The organism is Brevibacillus nigriterrae (assembly GCF_049846925.1).
Taxonomy (GTDB): domain Bacteria; phylum Bacillota; class Bacilli; order Brevibacillales; family Brevibacillaceae; genus Brevibacillus_H.
Genome location: NZ_JBNCMT010000010.1, coordinates 36,815 through 54,834 on the forward strand (window position 1 = coordinate 36,815; position 18,020 = coordinate 54,834).

Genomic DNA, 18,020 nt, shown 5'->3' on the forward strand with positions numbered 1-18,020 from the left:
CGGTTACAATTCTGCCGAATTTTCGGCACCGCTTTCTTCTCCTATTGCTTCATGAAGCTGTGTCAGCTTGTATTGAAGTGTTTGTCGGGGGATTCCCAATCGTTCCGCTGCTTGCTTGATATTTCCGTTTGTCAGGTAAAGGGCCCGTTTGATCAACCTCTCTTCGGTCTCTCGCAGTGCTTCGCGAAGATTTGGGAGATCCGTTTCCCCCTCCTGATGCAGATGAACAGTCTCGTGCTTTCCTTGCATCCGCTCCACGAAGTGATAAGGTAGATGCTCTGCTTTGATGCTATCTCCTTCAACCAGATTCATCGCAGCCTCTATGGTATGCTCCAACTCCCTGACATTTCCCGGCCAGTCGTATTGACGGAAATACTGCTCCACCACCTGCTCCACTTTTATAATCTGCATGTGAAACAATTGGTTGTATTTTTCGATAAAATGCCTGGTTAATAGCGGGATGTCTTCCTTTCGTTTGCGCAGGGGTGGAATCTCAAAAGAAACGACATTCAAGCGATAGTACAAATCAGGACGCAGCAACCCCCGTTTGACTACAGCAGTGGGCTCTTCGTTCATCGCCGCAATGACACGTACATCAACCTGAACAGACTTCATGCTGCCGATTCGCCTGATTTGTCCGTCTTGCAGCACTCGAAGCAGTTTTGCCTGCAGATCAAGCGGCATGCTGTTTAGTTCATCGAGAAACAGTGTTCCGCCATTTGCCAGTTCAAATAGTCCTGGTCTGTCTTCCGCTCCTGTAAAGCTGCCTTTGGTCGTTCCAAACAGGATCCCCTCCAGTAGGGAAGCAGGCAGTGCCGCGCAATTCTGGGCAATAAATGCGTGGACATGTCGGTTGGAAGCTTGATGAATAGACTGAACCAGCAGCTCTTTTCCCGTCCCTGTCTCTCCGTAAATAAGCACGGGAGAATGGGTCCGTGCCGCTCTTCTTGCCCTATCGATTACCTGTTTAAGGGTATTGCTGCTCGTGAGAATATCTTCAAAACGGTAGTTTACCCCGTCCATTTCAGTTTTTTTCTTTTTCTTCGACTTGCCTACTTGTGCTTGCAAATCAAGAACACGGTCTGACAGCTCACGAAGCTTGCGAATGTCCTTCGCTACTTCAACCGCACCCACCAAGCGGTTTTCTACATAGACAGGCAGCGTCGTATTGACTGTCTCCACATGAACCCCTCGCCAGTTGGTGTATGTTTGCGTTTGGTTGTAAATGGGCTTGCCATTGACGATCACCTGATGAAGTGTACTGGACTCTTCGGACAGAGACGGAAAAACTTCCAGCAGAGGCTTTCCCAGCACTTCCTCAGCCGTTAAGCCATCTAGTTCCGCTGCTACGTGATTATAAAAAATGGAGATTCCTCTAGCATCTACCACGTGAATTCCTTCATCAATCGTGCCAAGTATCGCTTTCAGCATCTCAACTGTATCAGACATAGGTAGTCTATCCATCAGGCCCTCCCAACAAAAAAGTAACAAACCTGGATTCACTGGTGCTGGACATGCTGCCGAAAAATTGTCAACTGTGCCAAATTTCTGGCATTTAGCTATATCGCTCTACTTGAAACGCTAGAAACAATGTGTAGAGCAGGTGGCCTAGCAGCCAGATGATACATGCAGCGATTGAAACAGGCTGACCGCTTGCCCATGAAAACGGGAAAAAGATCAAAAAGAAAAAGAGTACCCATAAGGTGACGTATCGCAACACATTGCGGCGAACCGGATAAAAATAGGCAAAAATGGCCGTTACCACAATGGATAGCAGCAAATGAATTCCCAGTTCCAAAATGGAAGGAAGATTGGCAAGCGCTGGTACGTAACCTACATCAATCAGGACCTGAAACGTTGTGGTCTGAAACAATCCGTCACATAATGCCAGAAAAGCAGCAAGCAATAGCCCTGCCAACAACCCGTTTGTGAACGAAAAAGCCATCTTCCTTCCCCTTTCTGCAAAACCGCTTTAATGAAACAACTGCTTATTGATATGCGATGTCGTATTGCAACTGTATCTCCCCTGCGTATTGTTCATTTAACCATAGCTGATACCCGATCTGTATTTGTGTGGGGCCGTTGCCATTCTCTTGAATTTTCAACTTGTTGGTATGAATCTCCATGATGTACGCCAAGTAAGGTGTCACATAACGTGTTGTATGGCTCTGCCCTTTGTGGAAAACCTGTTTCATTTGAACAGACCCTTGTCGCAGTAAAGTAATCTCTTGTGCGTTCACTTTCAGCACGGTGGAAACATCTTCTTCGCTATTTTCTTTAAACGCAAAGTACCAGGATTCCTGTTTTTTCGTTGCTTTTGCCTGATAAGTATGAACCGTTTCTTCCGTCTGACCGTCTAGTGTTTGTTTGCTTTTCAACTGAATGATCGCTTTATCCATGTGATGCCTCGTCTCCATTTGTTCATTGTTCTGTTGTCCTAATTGTACCACGTTCGCCCACCAGAAGAATACGCATCGAATAGTAACATCCGATCGCTCCGGCAAAAACCAGAACGGCTAAAATCAGATACCCCGTTCCCGCTCCCGTCCAATCAACCAAAACGGTAAAAAGTCCTAACAATAGAAGCCTCATCAACATCCCAATGGACTGAAAAAAACTTAATACTCGTCCCATATGCTCTTTCGGAACCATCCTCATGTACAGATTCTGCCTGACTAAACGGACGGAGGCATTTCCCCAACCTAAGAATGTAGTCAAGAATACGAACATCCAACCATACGGGAGCGCTACAATACATACCAGCGTAAGTGCAAAAAGCATCATATTCGCAATCATGGCCCGCATATTACCCACTTTTTCGCTTAATCGAATGATCAAAAAGCCTGCAGCAACCGCACCAATCGCATAAGTCATTTCATGGGCAGAAAAGATGATGACATCCGCTTTGAGAGTCTGACTAACAAACACAGGTGCAAGCAAATTCCCAACCATTACAGCGACAAACGGCAAAAATGCAGTAATTCCAAAGAGGACAAACCCTTTTTTCTCACGTACAAAAATCCAACTGTCACCCAGTTGGTGCAACCAGTTTTTTCTTCCGTTTGCCTGATTTCGTTTGTTCAACGTAAACGTGTAGTTCATCCGTGACAAGAGAAAGAAAGCAAACAAATACGTCAAGGCGTCAAACAACAAGACAAATGGCAAGCCCATGGATTCCAAGATGATCCCGGAAATCCCTCCTGCTAAAACACTTGCTGTTTGCGATTCAATTTCAAGGAGACTATTGATGGAGTTATAATGCCGGTCGGCAAAACTCTCCTGAACAAGCGCAGATTGAGTAGGGTAATGAACTTGCATGATTAGATTGGTAACCAGAAAGACACCGATCAGCATCCACTGATTGTAGTCTGCTGTGTAGCCCCATAATGCGCACAGGCCAATCACAATGAATCCAGCGGCATTAATTTGCAGTAATATATTTTTACGGGAGTAGCGATCAATCAGCGTACCAATGTAAGGAACGATGAAAAAACTGAGAACGGCGGAGATGAACATGGTGGAACCCAACACTTGAGCCGATCCAGATTCTTTCACGAGATGCCATGAGATTCCAATCATACTCATTCCTACACCAAATCCTGAAAACAAATTGGAGTAGAACAACTTTTGAAAATCAGGCTGTCGGAATACTTCTTTCATAGCACTTACCCCCTAAATACTTCCGTTCATAGATGGTAAACAACAAACAATATTTTTGCAAACAAAAATAATTAAAATATTCTGTAGCTCATGTACTCAAAAAAGAGTGCTCCTGAATCGGGGCACTCTTCTTGTTTGTTATTTCAGTAAGTTATTTAACGAAGCCCAAGATCAATTCACGAACCATCTTGGAAGCAACGATTTGGGTCATCTCGCTGTTGTCATAAATCGGAGCAACCTCTACAAGGTCACACCCTACCACATTTGCACCGTTTTGAGCCATGAAGTGAATGGTATCAAGCAGTTCACGGGAAGTGATGCCGCCCGCTTCAGTTGTTCCCGTACCAGGAGCAGCAGATGGATCAAGCACATCAATATCAATAGTCAGGTAGATCGGACGATTTCCGATGGTAGGAAGCACTTTTTTCACTGGCTCCAATACATCGAATTTGTACAGGTGCATGTTTTCTTTCGCCCACTCGAACTCTTCCTTCAAACCACTGCGGATCCCGAAGGAGTAAACGTTTTTGCCACCCATCAAGTCACACGCTTTTTTGATTGGAGTGGAGTGAGAATAAGGATATCCTTCGTAGCTGTCACGCAAGTCAGTATGTGCATCGAAGTGGAAGATTACAAGATCCTGGTACTTCTCGTACATTGCTTGAATAACCGGCCATGTAACGAGGTGCTCTCCACCCAAGCCAATCGGCATTTTGTTGTCAGCAAGCACTTTGCTTACGAAAGAACGGATCGCATCAATACTTCCTTCCACGTTTCCGAACGGGAGAGGAATGTCGCCAGCATCGAAGTATTTCACTTCTTCTAATAGACGATCAAGATATGGGCTGTACTCTTCTAAACCAACAGAAACCTCACGAATACGGGCAGGACCGAAACGGGAGCCTGGACGAAAGCTAACTGTCCAGTCCATTGGCATACCGTAAATAACTGCCTGACTTTCTTCGTAGTTCTGGTGACTGCGAATAAACACGTTACCGGAATATGCTTCATCAAAACGCATGGTATCGATCCTCCTAGTCGCGAGTCAATTCAGCCACGAATTTAGGCAGTTTGAACACGGAGTGATGAATTTCAGGTGAATAGTATTTGGTATCAAGATCTTTGATTTTGGTAGCGTCCACTTCCAATGGATCATGTTGCTTGGAAGCGATGGTGAAGCTCCACAGTCCAGATGGATAGGTTGGAATGCTAACAGTATACAAACGAGTTACTGGGAAGATGGAGCTTAAATCTTTGTAAACACGTTTGATCAGGTCACGGTTAAACCAAGGAGATTCCGTTTGAGCAACCATGATGCCATCTGGTTTCAGTGCATCGTGGATCCCTTGATAGAAGCCTTTTTCGAACAAACCAACTGCTGGTCCAACAGGCTCAGTAGAGTCAACCATGATGACATCGTATTCGCCTTTGTGATCGTGGATGTGTTTGATTCCGTCAATTACTTGTACATCGACACGAGGATTGCCTGTCAATGCGCTAGCAATATCCGGGAAGTATTTTTTACAAGATTCAATTACACCGCCGTCGATTTCAGCCAAAACTGCTTTTTCAACAGAAGCATGCTTCACGATTTCACGGATTGCTCCGCCATCGCCACCACCGACTACCAATACTTTCTTTGGATTAGGGTGTGTATTGAGGGCAACGTGAGTAATCATTTCGTGGTAAACGAACTCATCCACATCAGTAGTCATGACCATTCCGTCAAGAACCAGCATGCGTCCGAATTGTTTGGTAGTGAAGATATCGATTTTTTGAAAATCAGTCTGCTCTGTATATAAAGTATCTGTAACCTTTGTTGTAATTCCGTGATTTTGGGTTTGTTTTTCGGTGTACCACAATTCCATTTCCATTCGTAAAACCTCCTCTTATGTTTAAAAACTAGGCTGCTGTCATTTAGGGACCTTGGCAAAGCAAGCCTTTGGGTGAAAGCGGAGCCTTACTAAATTAAAGAAAGCTTCCCAATCGAAGCTTTGTACTACTGCAATTAGGTACATTCATTTTTACATACCAAATTGAATTATAGTGGCTACCATACAAAATGCAAGTAAATTTTCTCTCACAAAGTAAATTCTACTAGTTGGAGTATACGGAATAGTAGATTTTCCCATACTGACTACTATCATCAGTCTCTTCCATTATGCCCGAATTGGAAAGAATTCTTACGCCATACCTAGTTAGATGCGGGAAACAAAGGATGTGAAATTGGGAATGGAAGTTGTTCGGGAACCATCGATTATTCGCTGTCTGCGTTTTGTAAAAAAGTTGCTTAAATTTTGTATGATGTCCGTTTTATTAGGAGCATTCTTTACCTTGCTCTTTATTTTGTACTTGCGCTCACAACCATTGCCGACTGCATCGATTCATCAGACGACAACGATCTTTGCCAGTAACGGACAAGCACTCGATACGATTCATCAAGGAATTAACCGGACAGTCATTCCCATCAAGGAGATCTCTCCTTCCCTGGTTCAGGCAACGATTGCCGTTGAAGATCGGTCTTTTTGGAGCCATCTGGGATTTGACTGGAAACGCCTTGCCAGGGCAGTTTATGTAGACGTGATCAATATGAACAAAGCACAAGGGGCAAGTACCATTACGCAACAATTAGCTCGTAATTTGTATTTGAGTCACGACAAAACATGGGAACGCAAAATCAAGGAAGCATTGCTAACCGTACAAATTGAACTCAACTACTCCAAAGAAGAAATTCTGGAGATGTACCTGAACCAAATTTATTACGGCTATTCTGCTTACGGAGCGGAAGCTGCCGCTCGTACGTATTTTGGCAAAAGCGCCAAGGATCTTACGCTTGCGGAAAGCACTCTGCTCGCCTCTATCCCCAAAGGTCCTACGTATTACAATCCTTTCGATTATTATGAAAATGCGAAAGCTCGGCAAAAGATCGTCCTTGATTCCATGCAAAAGGTAGGATATATCTCGGAAGAGCAGGCAGATAAAGCCTTTGCGGAAAAGCTTGTCTTCCAAAGCAAGGAACAACGGAAATCCGCTGATTTTGCACCGTATTTTCGAGATTACATCTCAACCCTGATCAAGGATAAGTACGGCATCGAGGAAGAGTTGTTTGTTCAAGGTGGTCTCAAAATTTATACAACGCTTGACTATGATATGCAAAAAAAAGCCGAAGAAGTGATCGCGAAAGAGATGCCTAAAGATAAACCTGACTTGCAAGCTGCGTTAATTGCAATGGATCCGACTACAGGTCATATCAAGGCACTAGTTGGCGGCCGTGATTATAAAAAAAGCCAGTACAACCGGGTATTCGCCAAGCGGCAACCCGGGTCTTCGTTTAAGCCATTCTTGTATTTGGCAGCCTTGCAGCAAGGTTTCACTCCTTTAACATTAATGAAGAGCGAACCTACCGTCTTTACCTATGACAACGGGAAGCAATACATTCCCAGCAACTTCGGTGATCATTATGCTTACGACTACATTAACCTGCAGCATGCCATCTCCACATCGGACAACATCTATGCGGTCAAAACAATTGAGCAACTGACACCTGAAAAAGTAATTACACAGGCACAAAACTTGGGAATAGCAAGCCAACTGCAAGCAGTCCCCTCGCTTGCACTCGGGACTTCCCCTACCTCTCCGTATGAAATGACGGTTGCGTACGGGGCAATCGCCAATCACGGAACCCGTGTCACACCAATAGCCATTACCAAAATCGAAGACAGCGAAGGAAGTATTCTCGTAGAAGAAAAACCTGAATCTGTGCAAGTCATTGATTCGAAGTATACGTTTTTGCTCACTCATTTGATGCAGAGTGTTTTCGAACCAGGCGGCACAGCCTACCGAGTGGCGCAATACATCAATCGTCCGATCGCAGGTAAAACAGGTTCAACTGATTATGATGCCTGGCTCTGTGGATTCACTCCGCAACTGGTTACAACGGTTTGGGTAGGGTATGACGAAGGAAAAAAAGTAGATTCTGCTTCCGATGCAAGATTGGCTGCACCGATCTGGGCAAAATTTATGGAAAGCTCGTTACAGCAACAGCCCCCCACATTGTTCGACGTGCCACAAGGAATCGTGTCAGCCTATATCAACCCTGCAAACGGCAAGTTGGCTACGGAAAACTGCCCGAATCCGCGTTTCATGTATTTTATGGCTGGGACGGAACCAACGGATTATTGCACCGATCACTTACCGAATCCCAAAGCAAAACCAAAACCGATTCTGCCACCCAACAAACAATCTCTCTGGCAACGCCTGTGGCAACCAGGAGGATAAAAAAACACGTGCCCCCAACTTAAAAACAGGACGGAATGCCCGTCCTGTTTTTTCTACTTCTTATTGTTGATCTCCGCCTCCAACTACTCCATTGCCGTCTGCGAAGACATGATCGTTTAAGACTGTAATCAATCCAGCATTGTCTAGCTGCTCCAAAACTTCAAACAAACTGTCCCGTTTTCCTGCTGGTAATTTCCGCACGTAATTATTAATCTCTTCAGGTGAGGCATTGTTGCGAAAATGCACTCCACCGTGGCGTGCATAATGCTCGTTGTTTGCTTGCACTTGGTTTACACTCCTTTGAAAAAAGTTTCATTTCCATGTACAAGCATAGTGTTTCTCATTTACAACTATTGTAAACCACCTTTTCCTCAATAACCCACCCGGTCCATAAGTTTCCTCGGACCAAAAAAAACACAAACAGCGAAAGATTGACGGATCCTTCGCTGTTTGTTGACCTAGTGTTACATCTGTATGCAAATGTACGTAATTTAGTTTACCTGAGTTAAAACTTCTCTACAATTATTTTCACAATATGTTCACACATACGGTGACTATATTAATTGTTACGTAAGTGCTTGCTTGAGTTCTTCACTGGAGTTTTCCCACATCGCTGGATTGTTCTCCACAAGCAGCTTTTGCAATGCTTTTTTGCTTTTCTCATCCAGCTCACTAACCATAATCCTGCGTTTCATGGAGTAATCCATTTTGTTAACATGATCCGCCAGAATTTTGTATCCCCTTCTTGCTTCACGGTCAATTTCCATGTAACAAGCGGTTACTCCAGCGTAATAAGGTCCTTCTTCTTTACGGTCAACAGTCACCCAAACCAGCCAATATGGTTTCCCGTTTGGAACCTCGTCTTTATTAGCAGTCCATTTGATTCCCTTTTCCACTGCACTCTTGGCATGCAATGCACCCATATCAATATAGGCTTCATCTTCGTCTATTATAACGGAAGAGACCGCACCCAGATCAAGTACTCCCTGTCCATAACCGCCGTGAACGTCCGTTTTTCCCGAGATGATTGTAAATCCTGTGCTCTTTTTGCCATTGTTTAATAAATCCAATCTCGTCACCTCCTTACGAAACATTCTAGCTTATTATGTATTGTACCTTGAAACAACCAAATTGTGCAATTTGTCACAGTACAGTTTGATGATTTTCATCGCAACTGGGAAAACTAGTCTCGCACGAAAGGAGAGATCCATATATGGTAGACAAGCCAAATGAACAGGATATTGCATTAATACAGCAGATTTTCGGCGAGCCTCACTTGGGTGCGAGAGAGGTGGTAGACCGTATTTCAGCATCTAAAAAGGGAGAAGCTGACCCTCAGCCGCAAGACCCTACAATCCCTTCTGGAGAAGTCCTAGGCCTTAAAACAGGCGTTCCCAGTAACTATGAAAATAGCTTGGGTGGGGAGCCGAGGCACCTAACCTCCTTTGAAGTAAAGCGTCCTCCCGGGAGACTTTAACTACAAATATAGGGTACCCAAACGGAAGATCTGGCTGATAATGTAACCGTTTGGGTATATTTTATTTTATTCAAGATTTACTTGTTGTTGACCTTGCTTGATCGTGTAATTCGTTACTTGATCATTCTTGGATGCTGGATTGACCACATGTCGCTCGATAATGATGGAACTTTTAGCATCCAGTTTGGAAACCGATTTTATTTGTAATGAAGCCAACGCATCTTTGGATGGCAGGATGAAGACAACAACATTGCCATGGTACTCAATTTTGGGTTCAGCTTTTGATTGTGCAGCATTGAGCTGCTGCTCAAGGCTGTTGGTAGCCTGCTTCGATTCTTTTGTAATGGCATAGGTTTTGTTTTCTACCCCGATCGTCACTTCTGGGAACTGACCGTCCTGGCGATAAATAATAAGGTAAGCAATCTGGTCTACTGGAGCAGTTGCAGGTGTTTCTCTTATACCTTCTTGTACCTGTTCATATCCATGTAGCAGATTGGCGACTTGATGAATGACAGCGAGGTTTGTAGGAAGCTTGGCATGCTCATCACTAACATAATACTTTTTCCTGGTATCCTTCATGGAATAATTACTGCTGACAATCGGTACCGTGCCATCTCCCTCTCCAGAATCATAAAAAGGAACAAACGATTTCAAAGCTTCTACGATGCGGTATCCAAGAAACGTTAATTGTGAATCTCCAATAATGACATACTGCGGTATGGGGAGTAACCGTGTATCCCACTTGGCATGCAATCGATCGCTCAATCGCAGCAAAGGCAAATAAATCGTATTTAAGACAGGATTTTTATATACATCATCGTAGTTATAGGCTGTCAGTGATTCCCCATTTTTCTTATATAAGTACTTCTGGCGTTGGACATATTGACGAGAAGGCATCAAGTCAAAAACGGCTGGAGCAAATTGACATACTTGCTTGGACGTACCCTCACTAAAAAAAGGAATTCCGAAATTGTAGCCTTCTTTTAGCGCTTGGTATGCTCTTGGAGAGCCCAAAAAAGGGGTGCCCATATAAATGATCTTTTGAACCTTGCTCTGATAACTGATATTTGATAGCAGTGTTTCTTTGGTGAGGAGGCCACCCATGCTATGGGCAACTAATTGAACCTGGTTTGCACCAGATTTCTTCAGCACATCATCGATCCTGACTTTTAATTGTTTGGCGTTTTCTGAATTGCTTAATCTCCAGTCATAGGGAAACCCGAATAAACTGACACCCGTTTTATATCCCAATGATTGAAGATGCTTGGCCATACGATCATACTGTTCTGCCCGCTCCTTTAATTTTCCATACGTAAGATAGGCAATCGCGTAAAGTCCCTCGTCTCCTTCTTCAGGGACAATTGCAATTTGCGAATTTTTTGGTACAACCTGCTCACTACCAGTTTTCTTTGGAATAAGCGAAAGACTTTCCAGATGAGCATCTTCATCTGCAGCCATTCCAAACATATTAATCCATGCTTCTGCTCTCGTTGTACCTTGAAGCTTGATAAGTCTGGAACCGCCTACCCCAGGTATTAGAATGACGGGAATTGTATTTACAGTCACTCTTAATCGGTAAGTACTAGGGACAAGCTTAGACCGAGAGTTAAATTGTACTTTAACAAAGTAAACACCGGCATTGCCGTTGTACGTAATTTGTTCATCCAAATTCTTTGCTTTTGTCGATTTCGCCAGTTCTTTTTGTGCTGAATCCAGTAAATATAAATCGAGATCCATACCCTCTGGAATACCAGTAAGTGTTAACTTAACAGTAGAACTTAATGGATTGGTGATCTTGTAAAAATCTACATCAGCACTTTCGTGAATGGTTCCTTCCAGATTCTCACTGCCTGTGATTGCTTTTGCATCTTTACTGCTGTTATTCGGCTCGTATTCATCTGGGTTAATTTCCAAACCTTCTGGAATAAATACTGCCTTCAGCATGTAATATTTCTTCTTGTCAAAACGCCCATCCCCACTGCTAACAGCAAGGTAAAACCATTTATCCTTTTGGACTGATATGGAATGAACTACTTCTCCATCTGAATCATTTTGTTCAAATGAACCGAGTTCAGTCTTCGTTTCATCAAACATGGTTGTTCGATACGTAACCGCTTGGGGTACTTTCAACGTGATTTGTAGCTTTCCGTTGCCTGTAGCTTTGATCTTCCAAAAATCAATATCACTTTTGCTCGAAACGGTTCCATAGGCAGCTTTGTTCGAATAGGTCCAATCTGCCTTATCAAAAACATTATTGGGCTCCAGTTCATATCCGTATCCATTGGTTATTTTCGTTTCATCCTTACCAGACTTGTGGGCAGTAACCGAGGAAAAAGGTTGGACGATGACTGGAAGCAAGAGAGCAATACAACAAATCAGCCGTACATAGAGTAACAAAATAACCCCTCCCATCTCTTTACAAATAACGGTAAATAAAGACAGAAGGGGCCGCAATTTTTTTTATCGCATCTTTTATTGCTTTGTATGATTACGAATTCCTTGTCGTTCCCATGCATTGGCAATGATCGTAAATTGGCGTTTGTAGTCAGATTCCTGATGTCCTGTTAAGGTATTCTTATTCGGGAATATAAAACCCTTGGTTATTCCATATTGAAAAGTTACCTGGAAATAAACTGCGTAGTGACCGCCTTTCGCAAATCCTTTTTGCTTGTCGCCCATAAGCGGGGTATCTACCCCCTCTTCCCGTAACCCTAGCTTGGGGACATTCCGTGACGCCCCTTTCCACAGGGTGAGAGATTCCTGCGTTAATGACAGGGTCGACTGAAGATTTCCCCCATTTTTCCCCGTTTCATAGATCCATGCTTTCGCTCCTTGAATTTGAGGGAATTTTCCGCTTACCGGGTGGCGATGCCGTTCTTCCAGATGTACTCTTGTCAAGATTCGCTCACCAGCGTAAAAGTCACCCGGCTGGCTTTGTTTATATCGATCCCTGCTATGATAGTCGAGCCACTCTGACGTATGGGCAAGCACACTAGTTGCGTTTGGTTCAAACACCTCGAACCAAGTTTCGTCCCCACCTACATTGATGGTGTACGTGTTCCCGATTTCATCAGAATCATTTCCGGGTTTGCAGACTTTTTCCTCCGGTAACGGGTTCCCTTCTTCATCTTCTCCGGGACTCTCCATCTCGCATTCCTGAAATGTCACATCAAATCGTACTGAATAAGCAGCCTCAATCTGAAATCCATCTACTTTTGCATGATAGTTTTGCGCATGCAGATCCGCTCTCCACGTGGTTTGAGTTGGTATTCCTGTTAAAGTGAATGTATTGGACTGTCGTGGGGTAGCTGGATTTAGCTGAAATTCTGAATTTCCTCCAGGGCCATCTACATTTAGCCTGACATGACTTGGCCATTTCGTCTGAGGGTTGTTTTGGGCACTCCAATTTGTTGGGGTAGCCGTGACAAGAACCCCTTCGTATTTTAGATCAGCGTATTTCTGCTCCAATTCTGCAATTTTCTTTTGAATCGCCTGATTAATTTCTGCATCAACCTGATGAAGGGCTGCCATAATTTTACTCTGATCAATTTCCACTTCAATACGGGCTGGTTCTCTCTCCCAAACACCATCATTTTGGCCGGTTAGCAAACGATTTTCTGAATCATACACAAGAATTTTCATTTTGCCGCCGTCTATTGTTCCACCTGGCTCACAGGTAGTACATCCTCCACCACCCGGATCAGTAGGCCCTCCAGATTCAGTAACAACCACTGTAATTTCGTAGCGACAGCCTTTTGGAAAACGCACATCGTTTGTCACAGCAGTAATGGTGTACGTTCCGTTTCCTACATTGTTTGTCACATAAAACAGTTCTTCTCCTCCATATTCATTGGGTCTTGTTCCGGTCCAATCACTTCGAACAGCAGCAGCACCAGGATCTGTTGGGGATGTGCCGATAATTAGACCAACCATCGGAACTTTTCCTCCGGCGGGAACAATATACTTGATTTCACTGTTATTCGGGTAGAGCTTACCATTCGGATTTGTCTCATCATGCACCCAAATATACATTGTTCCACACGTTACTTCGTCAAGTATTTCCACCTCTACAGTAAACTCACAATTAGCAAGTTGAGGATAAGCCGAGTCGGTTACTACTGCCTTGACTTTATAGATTCCCCTACCCGTTCCATTTCTAGCATACTCGGTAGGTTTAGTAGACGATTGGTTAGGTAAATCTGCTGTCCATGTTACCTTGACTGCAATTCCACCCTCACTCGGGTTTTTTTCGCTATTTGTTACTACAAGCTTCCAATCAACAGGATTTGAACTGTTTATAGATTCTCTGATCACCGAACCATTTGTTTGTGTTTTCCACGTTTTATTTTCTGAATCGTATAGATGGATACGCAAGTCAGAACATTGGATACCTTCCAGTTCTATGGTAATCGTCTTTTCACATATCAGCGAATCCTTTTTCACCTTGATCGTTAGCGTATAGGTTCCCGGTGAAATATCTGAGAATGTGTGACTAAACGGGTTACTGCCGTTCGATGTATAACTACTTGTCGAACCGTTTTTCTTGAGTACCCAATCCCCCGTTACTCCACTTGAACTTCCGCTATACAAGGCTTGGAAATCTACTGTATAGGATGGCTGCTGACCCATCACTAACCGCAATGTACCATTATCCAATTCTTCCGAAGATTCGTTCACTTTTACTGATACAGAAGCTTGATCACAATTGTAAGGGGCTAATCGTATGTAGATCGTCTTTTCGCAAATCTGACCTTTATAGTTGATCTTGGCATGAATGGTGTACATTCTTGGCGGATCAAAGCTATAGAAGTAGTCTGCGAAAGCACCCCCACCTCGGGTTTCTGGCTCGGTCAGATGTCCTCCAGTTATCGTATACTGTGTTGTTTCAATGAGATTTCCTTGGAAACGCGCTCTTACTCCGGCCCATACTCGATCACCAGCAGCTAATGAGCCAGTGTACGGGTCTTCCAAAGTACCACTGCCTGTAAAATGGAAAAATCCTGTTTGACTTTCAGCTTCGAGTATTAGGTCATCACAATCTACATTTTTGACTGTAATCGTGATCTCCCATTTACATGGCGGTTCATGATCGTCCCATATGGTGTCCGTATAGATATGGCGTAGTTTATATTGCCCTACCTGATCGAAGAATACATTGTACTGTGTACCAGCATCGTACCCATAAGGAATGTTTATTTTTTCTATTGGTTTGTTATGGAAATTGTTATTCTCATTAAATTCCCCACCTACAAATTTCTTCGTTCCGTCGGGATATTCTAGTTCCCACCAAACTGCTGCTGGTTTTTTGCCTCCACTTGTTGAATTATAATTAGCAAACATTTCTATTGATCCATTTCGATCAACCTCGATTATATCCCCGTCTTCTACTTCAACGTAGTCATAATCTCCATAGTCAACGGTTTGATATACTTTTGGACAAGGTTCTATTTTAATACTGCTATCAACCAATCTAAACGTGTAGACCCAACACTTTCCGTCAGGACTAACAAATAAAATGTGAACAGGAGTAAAATCACTGAACGGAATATTAAGGTACTTGTCTGTGTTGGATGCATTTTCTCCTGGTGTATACCCTACATACCTTCCATTTTCAGAAGGAACTCCACCAATTTTATAGAAAAAATCTCCTTTTATTGGTGAAAAAACATCAGCTCCATTAAATTTACTTTTGTCGATGTCCCGAGATCCACCACTAGCAAGTTGTATAGTAGAAATACCAGTATCTTTGTCGATTTGGACATCCATCACAACATCCCAAGAATCACACTCAGCATCTCCACCACCTGTAGAAGTGCTCAATTTGAATTCGTAGGAAATACAGTAATGCTTGTCCGTTGACTCAAAGCTTATGGTTGTAGATGGACCTGTAACCAAAATATTGGTGAACTTACCATTATTACTTGTGAGTTTTTGCCCCCCAACAGTTAACGTACCTCCTATCAGTTCGTTCGTATTGGAGTCAACCACTTGAAGAGAATCTATTGTATTTATGTTTGTTGGAAGATTATATGTCCCGCTGCCATTATGCTGTAAGGTTACATTCGACTCTCCTGCAACAGATACGATGAAACTCGTATCCTTATCACAGGTTTCGTTTGGGGCTACTTCAAATTCAGCTATGATCGTCTTGGAGTTACTAATACTTGCTGATCCTTGTACAGCCCGTCTGTGTTTATCTTGAAGCACCAGTGAAACCTCATAATGTCCGGGAATCGTTGTATCTGTGTATTCAAAGGTTTGGCTCCACAAATACGGCAAGTCTACTGGGGTTCCAGTTCCGTTTATGATGGTATTATCCGTAATAAGCTTTTGCCATTGTGTACCGGTTGTTTTGTTAATTACTTGAATCGTATTAACAATAAACCCCTTATCATAAAAGGAATAGTCTTTCCCTCCAGCAGTAATTTTCACCTTTTCTTTGACGTTGTAAATAGATTTATCCGTGGAAAGCCATCCTTCGGGTTGAGGGCTGGATTGGTAATCCATCGTCATGAAGTAATCTCCGTTAGCCAACCTCTCCCATGTACCATTTGTATTACCACGACCACCCGAAGCTGCTGCAATTTCGGCGATATTGTATGCACGATATGAATTGCCAGAGTCTGTAATGTCACCATGATAGATTTCGGCACTGTAGATTGCATTTCCACCTAACACATAGCCCGGATTACCACCGAATTTTTCAACCCATAAGGCGGCATCTGATGGATCTACATAACCCCATCCTCTATCTGCTTTTTCGCTCAAATCACTAAAGGATGAAACATTCCCTACATAACCACCATTAATATTAACGCCAGAAATAGATAAACCATACATAACATTAGGCATTCCATTCCCAGTTATAAAAATGCCGCTTGTTCCGCCAATTACATCTTTATTTTCGTTAATTGTCCCAACCCTAAGACCATGAGTATTTGGATAGTTAATGCCAGCAGTTGTGGGAGAAGGACGATACACAAACATAGATGCGATCAATGAAATGACTACGGAGATTTTTAAGAATTTAGAAAAAGTTTTACCCATCACTCCTATAACAACCGTCTCTCTCTTTTAAGGTTAGGAAAAGTAGGATATATGTATCTTGTCATTACTTTTTTATAAGTAAAGCTTATTGCAGCAAATTCGATTGTTTTTACTTCATTACTTTTGAAGGAGAACGCTTTTGCTTCTTCAATATACACAGACTCTTTATTCGGATCTTTAAAAAATACTGATACTATGATTCTCTTGTCCTTCCCGAAAGACGGCACTTTACCTGATAGAATACCATTGGAAATTTTCAACGAGTTATGGAACTGCTGAGCGATCCGATCCCCTTCTTGGAACATTTTCAAATCGCTATCCACCAGCTTTAAAAATGTCGCCACATACCCTCTTTTCGCAGGATATTCTTCATGCAACTTCCCATCCGGGTATTTAAACATAAGCTTCCTTACCATCAAACTTATCCCAGGAGTATAGCCTTTAGGTTCTTTTTTTACATTGTAAAAAGGCTTCCAAGCATTCAAAAAGATTTTAGCCATTTCCCCCCTAGTCAGTGGATGATTCGGGTCAATCGTGATTCCATCCAAAAATCCTGCATATTTCGCTTTCTCATAGATCGCTTTCGCCCAATGAGCATTTAACTCAGGAATCGGCGTTTGACCAGTCACTCGAAATTGGGCAACTAGACTAGCTAGAAATTGAGACTGTGTAATGGGGACGTCTGGCTTAAAAGAACCGTCTGCATTCTTCCACATCAGCTTATTTTGAATGGCCCAATCTATTTGAGCTTTTGCCCAGTGGTTTGCATAATCGGACTGCACAGAAACCGCTTTTGACGTCTGTGCATTGACCTGTGGGGCGATCCCTCCCAGCAACATAGTAGAAATCAACACACTACTTACGATCCTTCTCATCATTACCCTTTCCCCCCGCTTGTCCGATATTTCCCACCATCAACTCATCCATCTTCCGCAACAACACCAAGGCCTCTCCAACACTCACAGGTGTATTCGCACCCCCAGTGTGTTTAACCCAGGCTTGCACCTCTTCAAGCGCAACCGTGTCCTTTTCTGTCTTCTTGTTGATCGCTTTCATCACGAATTTGGTTGTGTCTTGAAAAGAAATCTCCTTGTCAGGTGCGATTTGGCAGGAACAATCGATTAATCCTTCCTGCTTTGCCGTGGCATAATGGGGAGCTGCCCAGTGATTTTCCGCTCCTTTAGGAACAATGACTCCCTGTTTCTTTGGCTTGTAGATGGTCATGAGTATTTTGAGGAATTCCGCCTGCGTTAGCTTCTGCTCAACCGTCGTATTTGCTGAGATAAGACCTGCTGATTTCGCCCACTCTTCATTACCCTGCATCTTTTGCGAGAGAGTTGTAGAGAAACTCCCATTAGCAACCACAATTCCCCCGGCAAAGGAAAGAACCATTCCGATACATGCAAAAATGAAAATTTTCGTCCCGATCCATGTTGTCAGTTGATGCTTCTTCCGTTCACTCAAAAGGTACCCCTCCCTTTCTGACCCAAAAGCCGACAAATAATTTTTAGTAATATTACCAAATTATAGTATGTTGCAACGACTACTGTACAAGGTA

At 43.1% G+C, this 18,020-nt stretch carries 14 protein-coding genes; 2 read left to right on the plus strand and 12 right to left on the minus strand.

What is annotated here, in order from left to right; genetic code table 11:
• Positions 1–3: 3 nt before the first annotated feature.
• From ACPW7N_RS09510 to speE, 6 genes are all read right to left on the minus strand, one after another.
• Positions 4–1,464 carry a sigma-54 interaction domain-containing protein gene (locus tag ACPW7N_RS09510; protein ID WP_425650826.1) on the minus strand — a complete coding sequence of 487 codons (1,461 nt, stop codon included), beginning with the start codon at positions 1,462–1,464 and terminating at the stop codon, positions 4–6.
• A gap of 91 nt (positions 1,465–1,555) precedes the next feature.
• Positions 1,556–1,945, minus strand: a complete 390-nt coding sequence (locus ACPW7N_RS09515; protein WP_425650827.1) for a hypothetical protein — start codon at positions 1,943–1,945, stop codon at positions 1,556–1,558.
• 43 nt (positions 1,946–1,988) lie between these two features.
• Positions 1,989–2,450, minus strand: a complete 462-nt coding sequence (locus ACPW7N_RS09520) for a YwiB family protein (protein WP_425650828.1) — start codon at positions 2,448–2,450, stop codon at positions 1,989–1,991.
• A complete protein-coding gene (locus ACPW7N_RS09525) occupies positions 2,422–3,660 on the minus strand; it encodes an MFS transporter (protein WP_425650829.1) in 1,239 nt (412 codons plus the stop codon). The genes ACPW7N_RS09520 and ACPW7N_RS09525 overlap by 29 nt, the downstream gene beginning before the upstream one ends.
• A 151-nt stretch (positions 3,661–3,811) precedes the next feature.
• A complete protein-coding gene (gene speB, locus ACPW7N_RS09530; protein ID WP_425650830.1) occupies positions 3,812–4,681 on the minus strand; it encodes an agmatinase in 870 nt (289 codons plus the stop codon).
• Positions 4,682–4,694: 13 nt separating this feature from the next.
• Entirely contained in the window at positions 4,695–5,528 is an 834-nt protein-coding gene (gene speE, locus ACPW7N_RS09535; RefSeq protein WP_425650919.1) for a polyamine aminopropyltransferase, read from the minus strand.
• Positions 5,529–5,892: 364 nt separating this feature from the next.
• On the opposite strand from speE, the gene ACPW7N_RS09540 reads away from it, so the two are divergent.
• Positions 5,893–7,938, plus strand: a complete 2,046-nt coding sequence (locus ACPW7N_RS09540) for a transglycosylase domain-containing protein (protein ID WP_425650831.1) — start codon at positions 5,893–5,895, stop codon at positions 7,936–7,938.
• 60 nt (positions 7,939–7,998) lie between these two features.
• Here ACPW7N_RS09540 and ACPW7N_RS09545 read toward each other — a convergent pair whose 3' ends face one another.
• Both ACPW7N_RS09545 and ACPW7N_RS09550 read right to left on the minus strand, forming a co-directional pair.
• The gene (locus ACPW7N_RS09545) at positions 7,999–8,223 is read right to left on the minus strand and encodes a hypothetical protein (RefSeq protein ID WP_425650832.1); all 225 of its coding nucleotides are present in this window, start codon (positions 8,221–8,223) and stop codon (positions 7,999–8,001) included.
• 281 nt (positions 8,224–8,504) lie between these two features.
• Positions 8,505–9,008 (minus strand): YwhD family protein, encoded by a 504-nt coding sequence (locus tag ACPW7N_RS09550; protein WP_425650833.1) that lies wholly within the window; start codon positions 9,006–9,008, stop codon positions 8,505–8,507.
• Positions 9,009–9,151: 143 nt separating this feature from the next.
• On the opposite strand from ACPW7N_RS09550, the gene ACPW7N_RS09555 reads away from it, so the two are divergent.
• Positions 9,152–9,415, plus strand: coding sequence for a hypothetical protein (locus tag ACPW7N_RS09555; protein WP_425650834.1), 264 nt, complete (start codon positions 9,152–9,154; stop codon positions 9,413–9,415).
• A gap of 66 nt (positions 9,416–9,481) precedes the next feature.
• Here ACPW7N_RS09555 and ACPW7N_RS09560 read toward each other — a convergent pair whose 3' ends face one another.
• From ACPW7N_RS09560 to ACPW7N_RS09575, 4 genes are all read right to left on the minus strand, one after another.
• A complete protein-coding gene (locus ACPW7N_RS09560; protein WP_425650835.1) occupies positions 9,482–11,812 on the minus strand; it encodes a lipase/acyltransferase domain-containing protein in 2,331 nt (776 codons plus the stop codon).
• A 75-nt stretch (positions 11,813–11,887) separates the two neighbouring features.
• Entirely contained in the window at positions 11,888–16,462 is a 4,575-nt protein-coding gene (locus ACPW7N_RS09565; RefSeq protein WP_425650836.1) for a hypothetical protein, read from the minus strand.
• A gap of 5 nt (positions 16,463–16,467) precedes the next feature.
• Complete coding sequence (locus tag ACPW7N_RS09570; protein WP_425650837.1) at positions 16,468–17,340, minus strand: S-layer homology domain-containing protein; 873 nt, start codon at positions 17,338–17,340, stop codon at positions 16,468–16,470.
• Positions 17,318–17,926, minus strand: a complete 609-nt coding sequence (locus ACPW7N_RS09575) for a hypothetical protein (protein ID WP_425650838.1) — start codon at positions 17,924–17,926, stop codon at positions 17,318–17,320. The genes ACPW7N_RS09570 and ACPW7N_RS09575 overlap by 23 nt, the downstream gene beginning before the upstream one ends.
• Between the last annotated feature and the right edge of the window lie 94 nt (positions 17,927–18,020).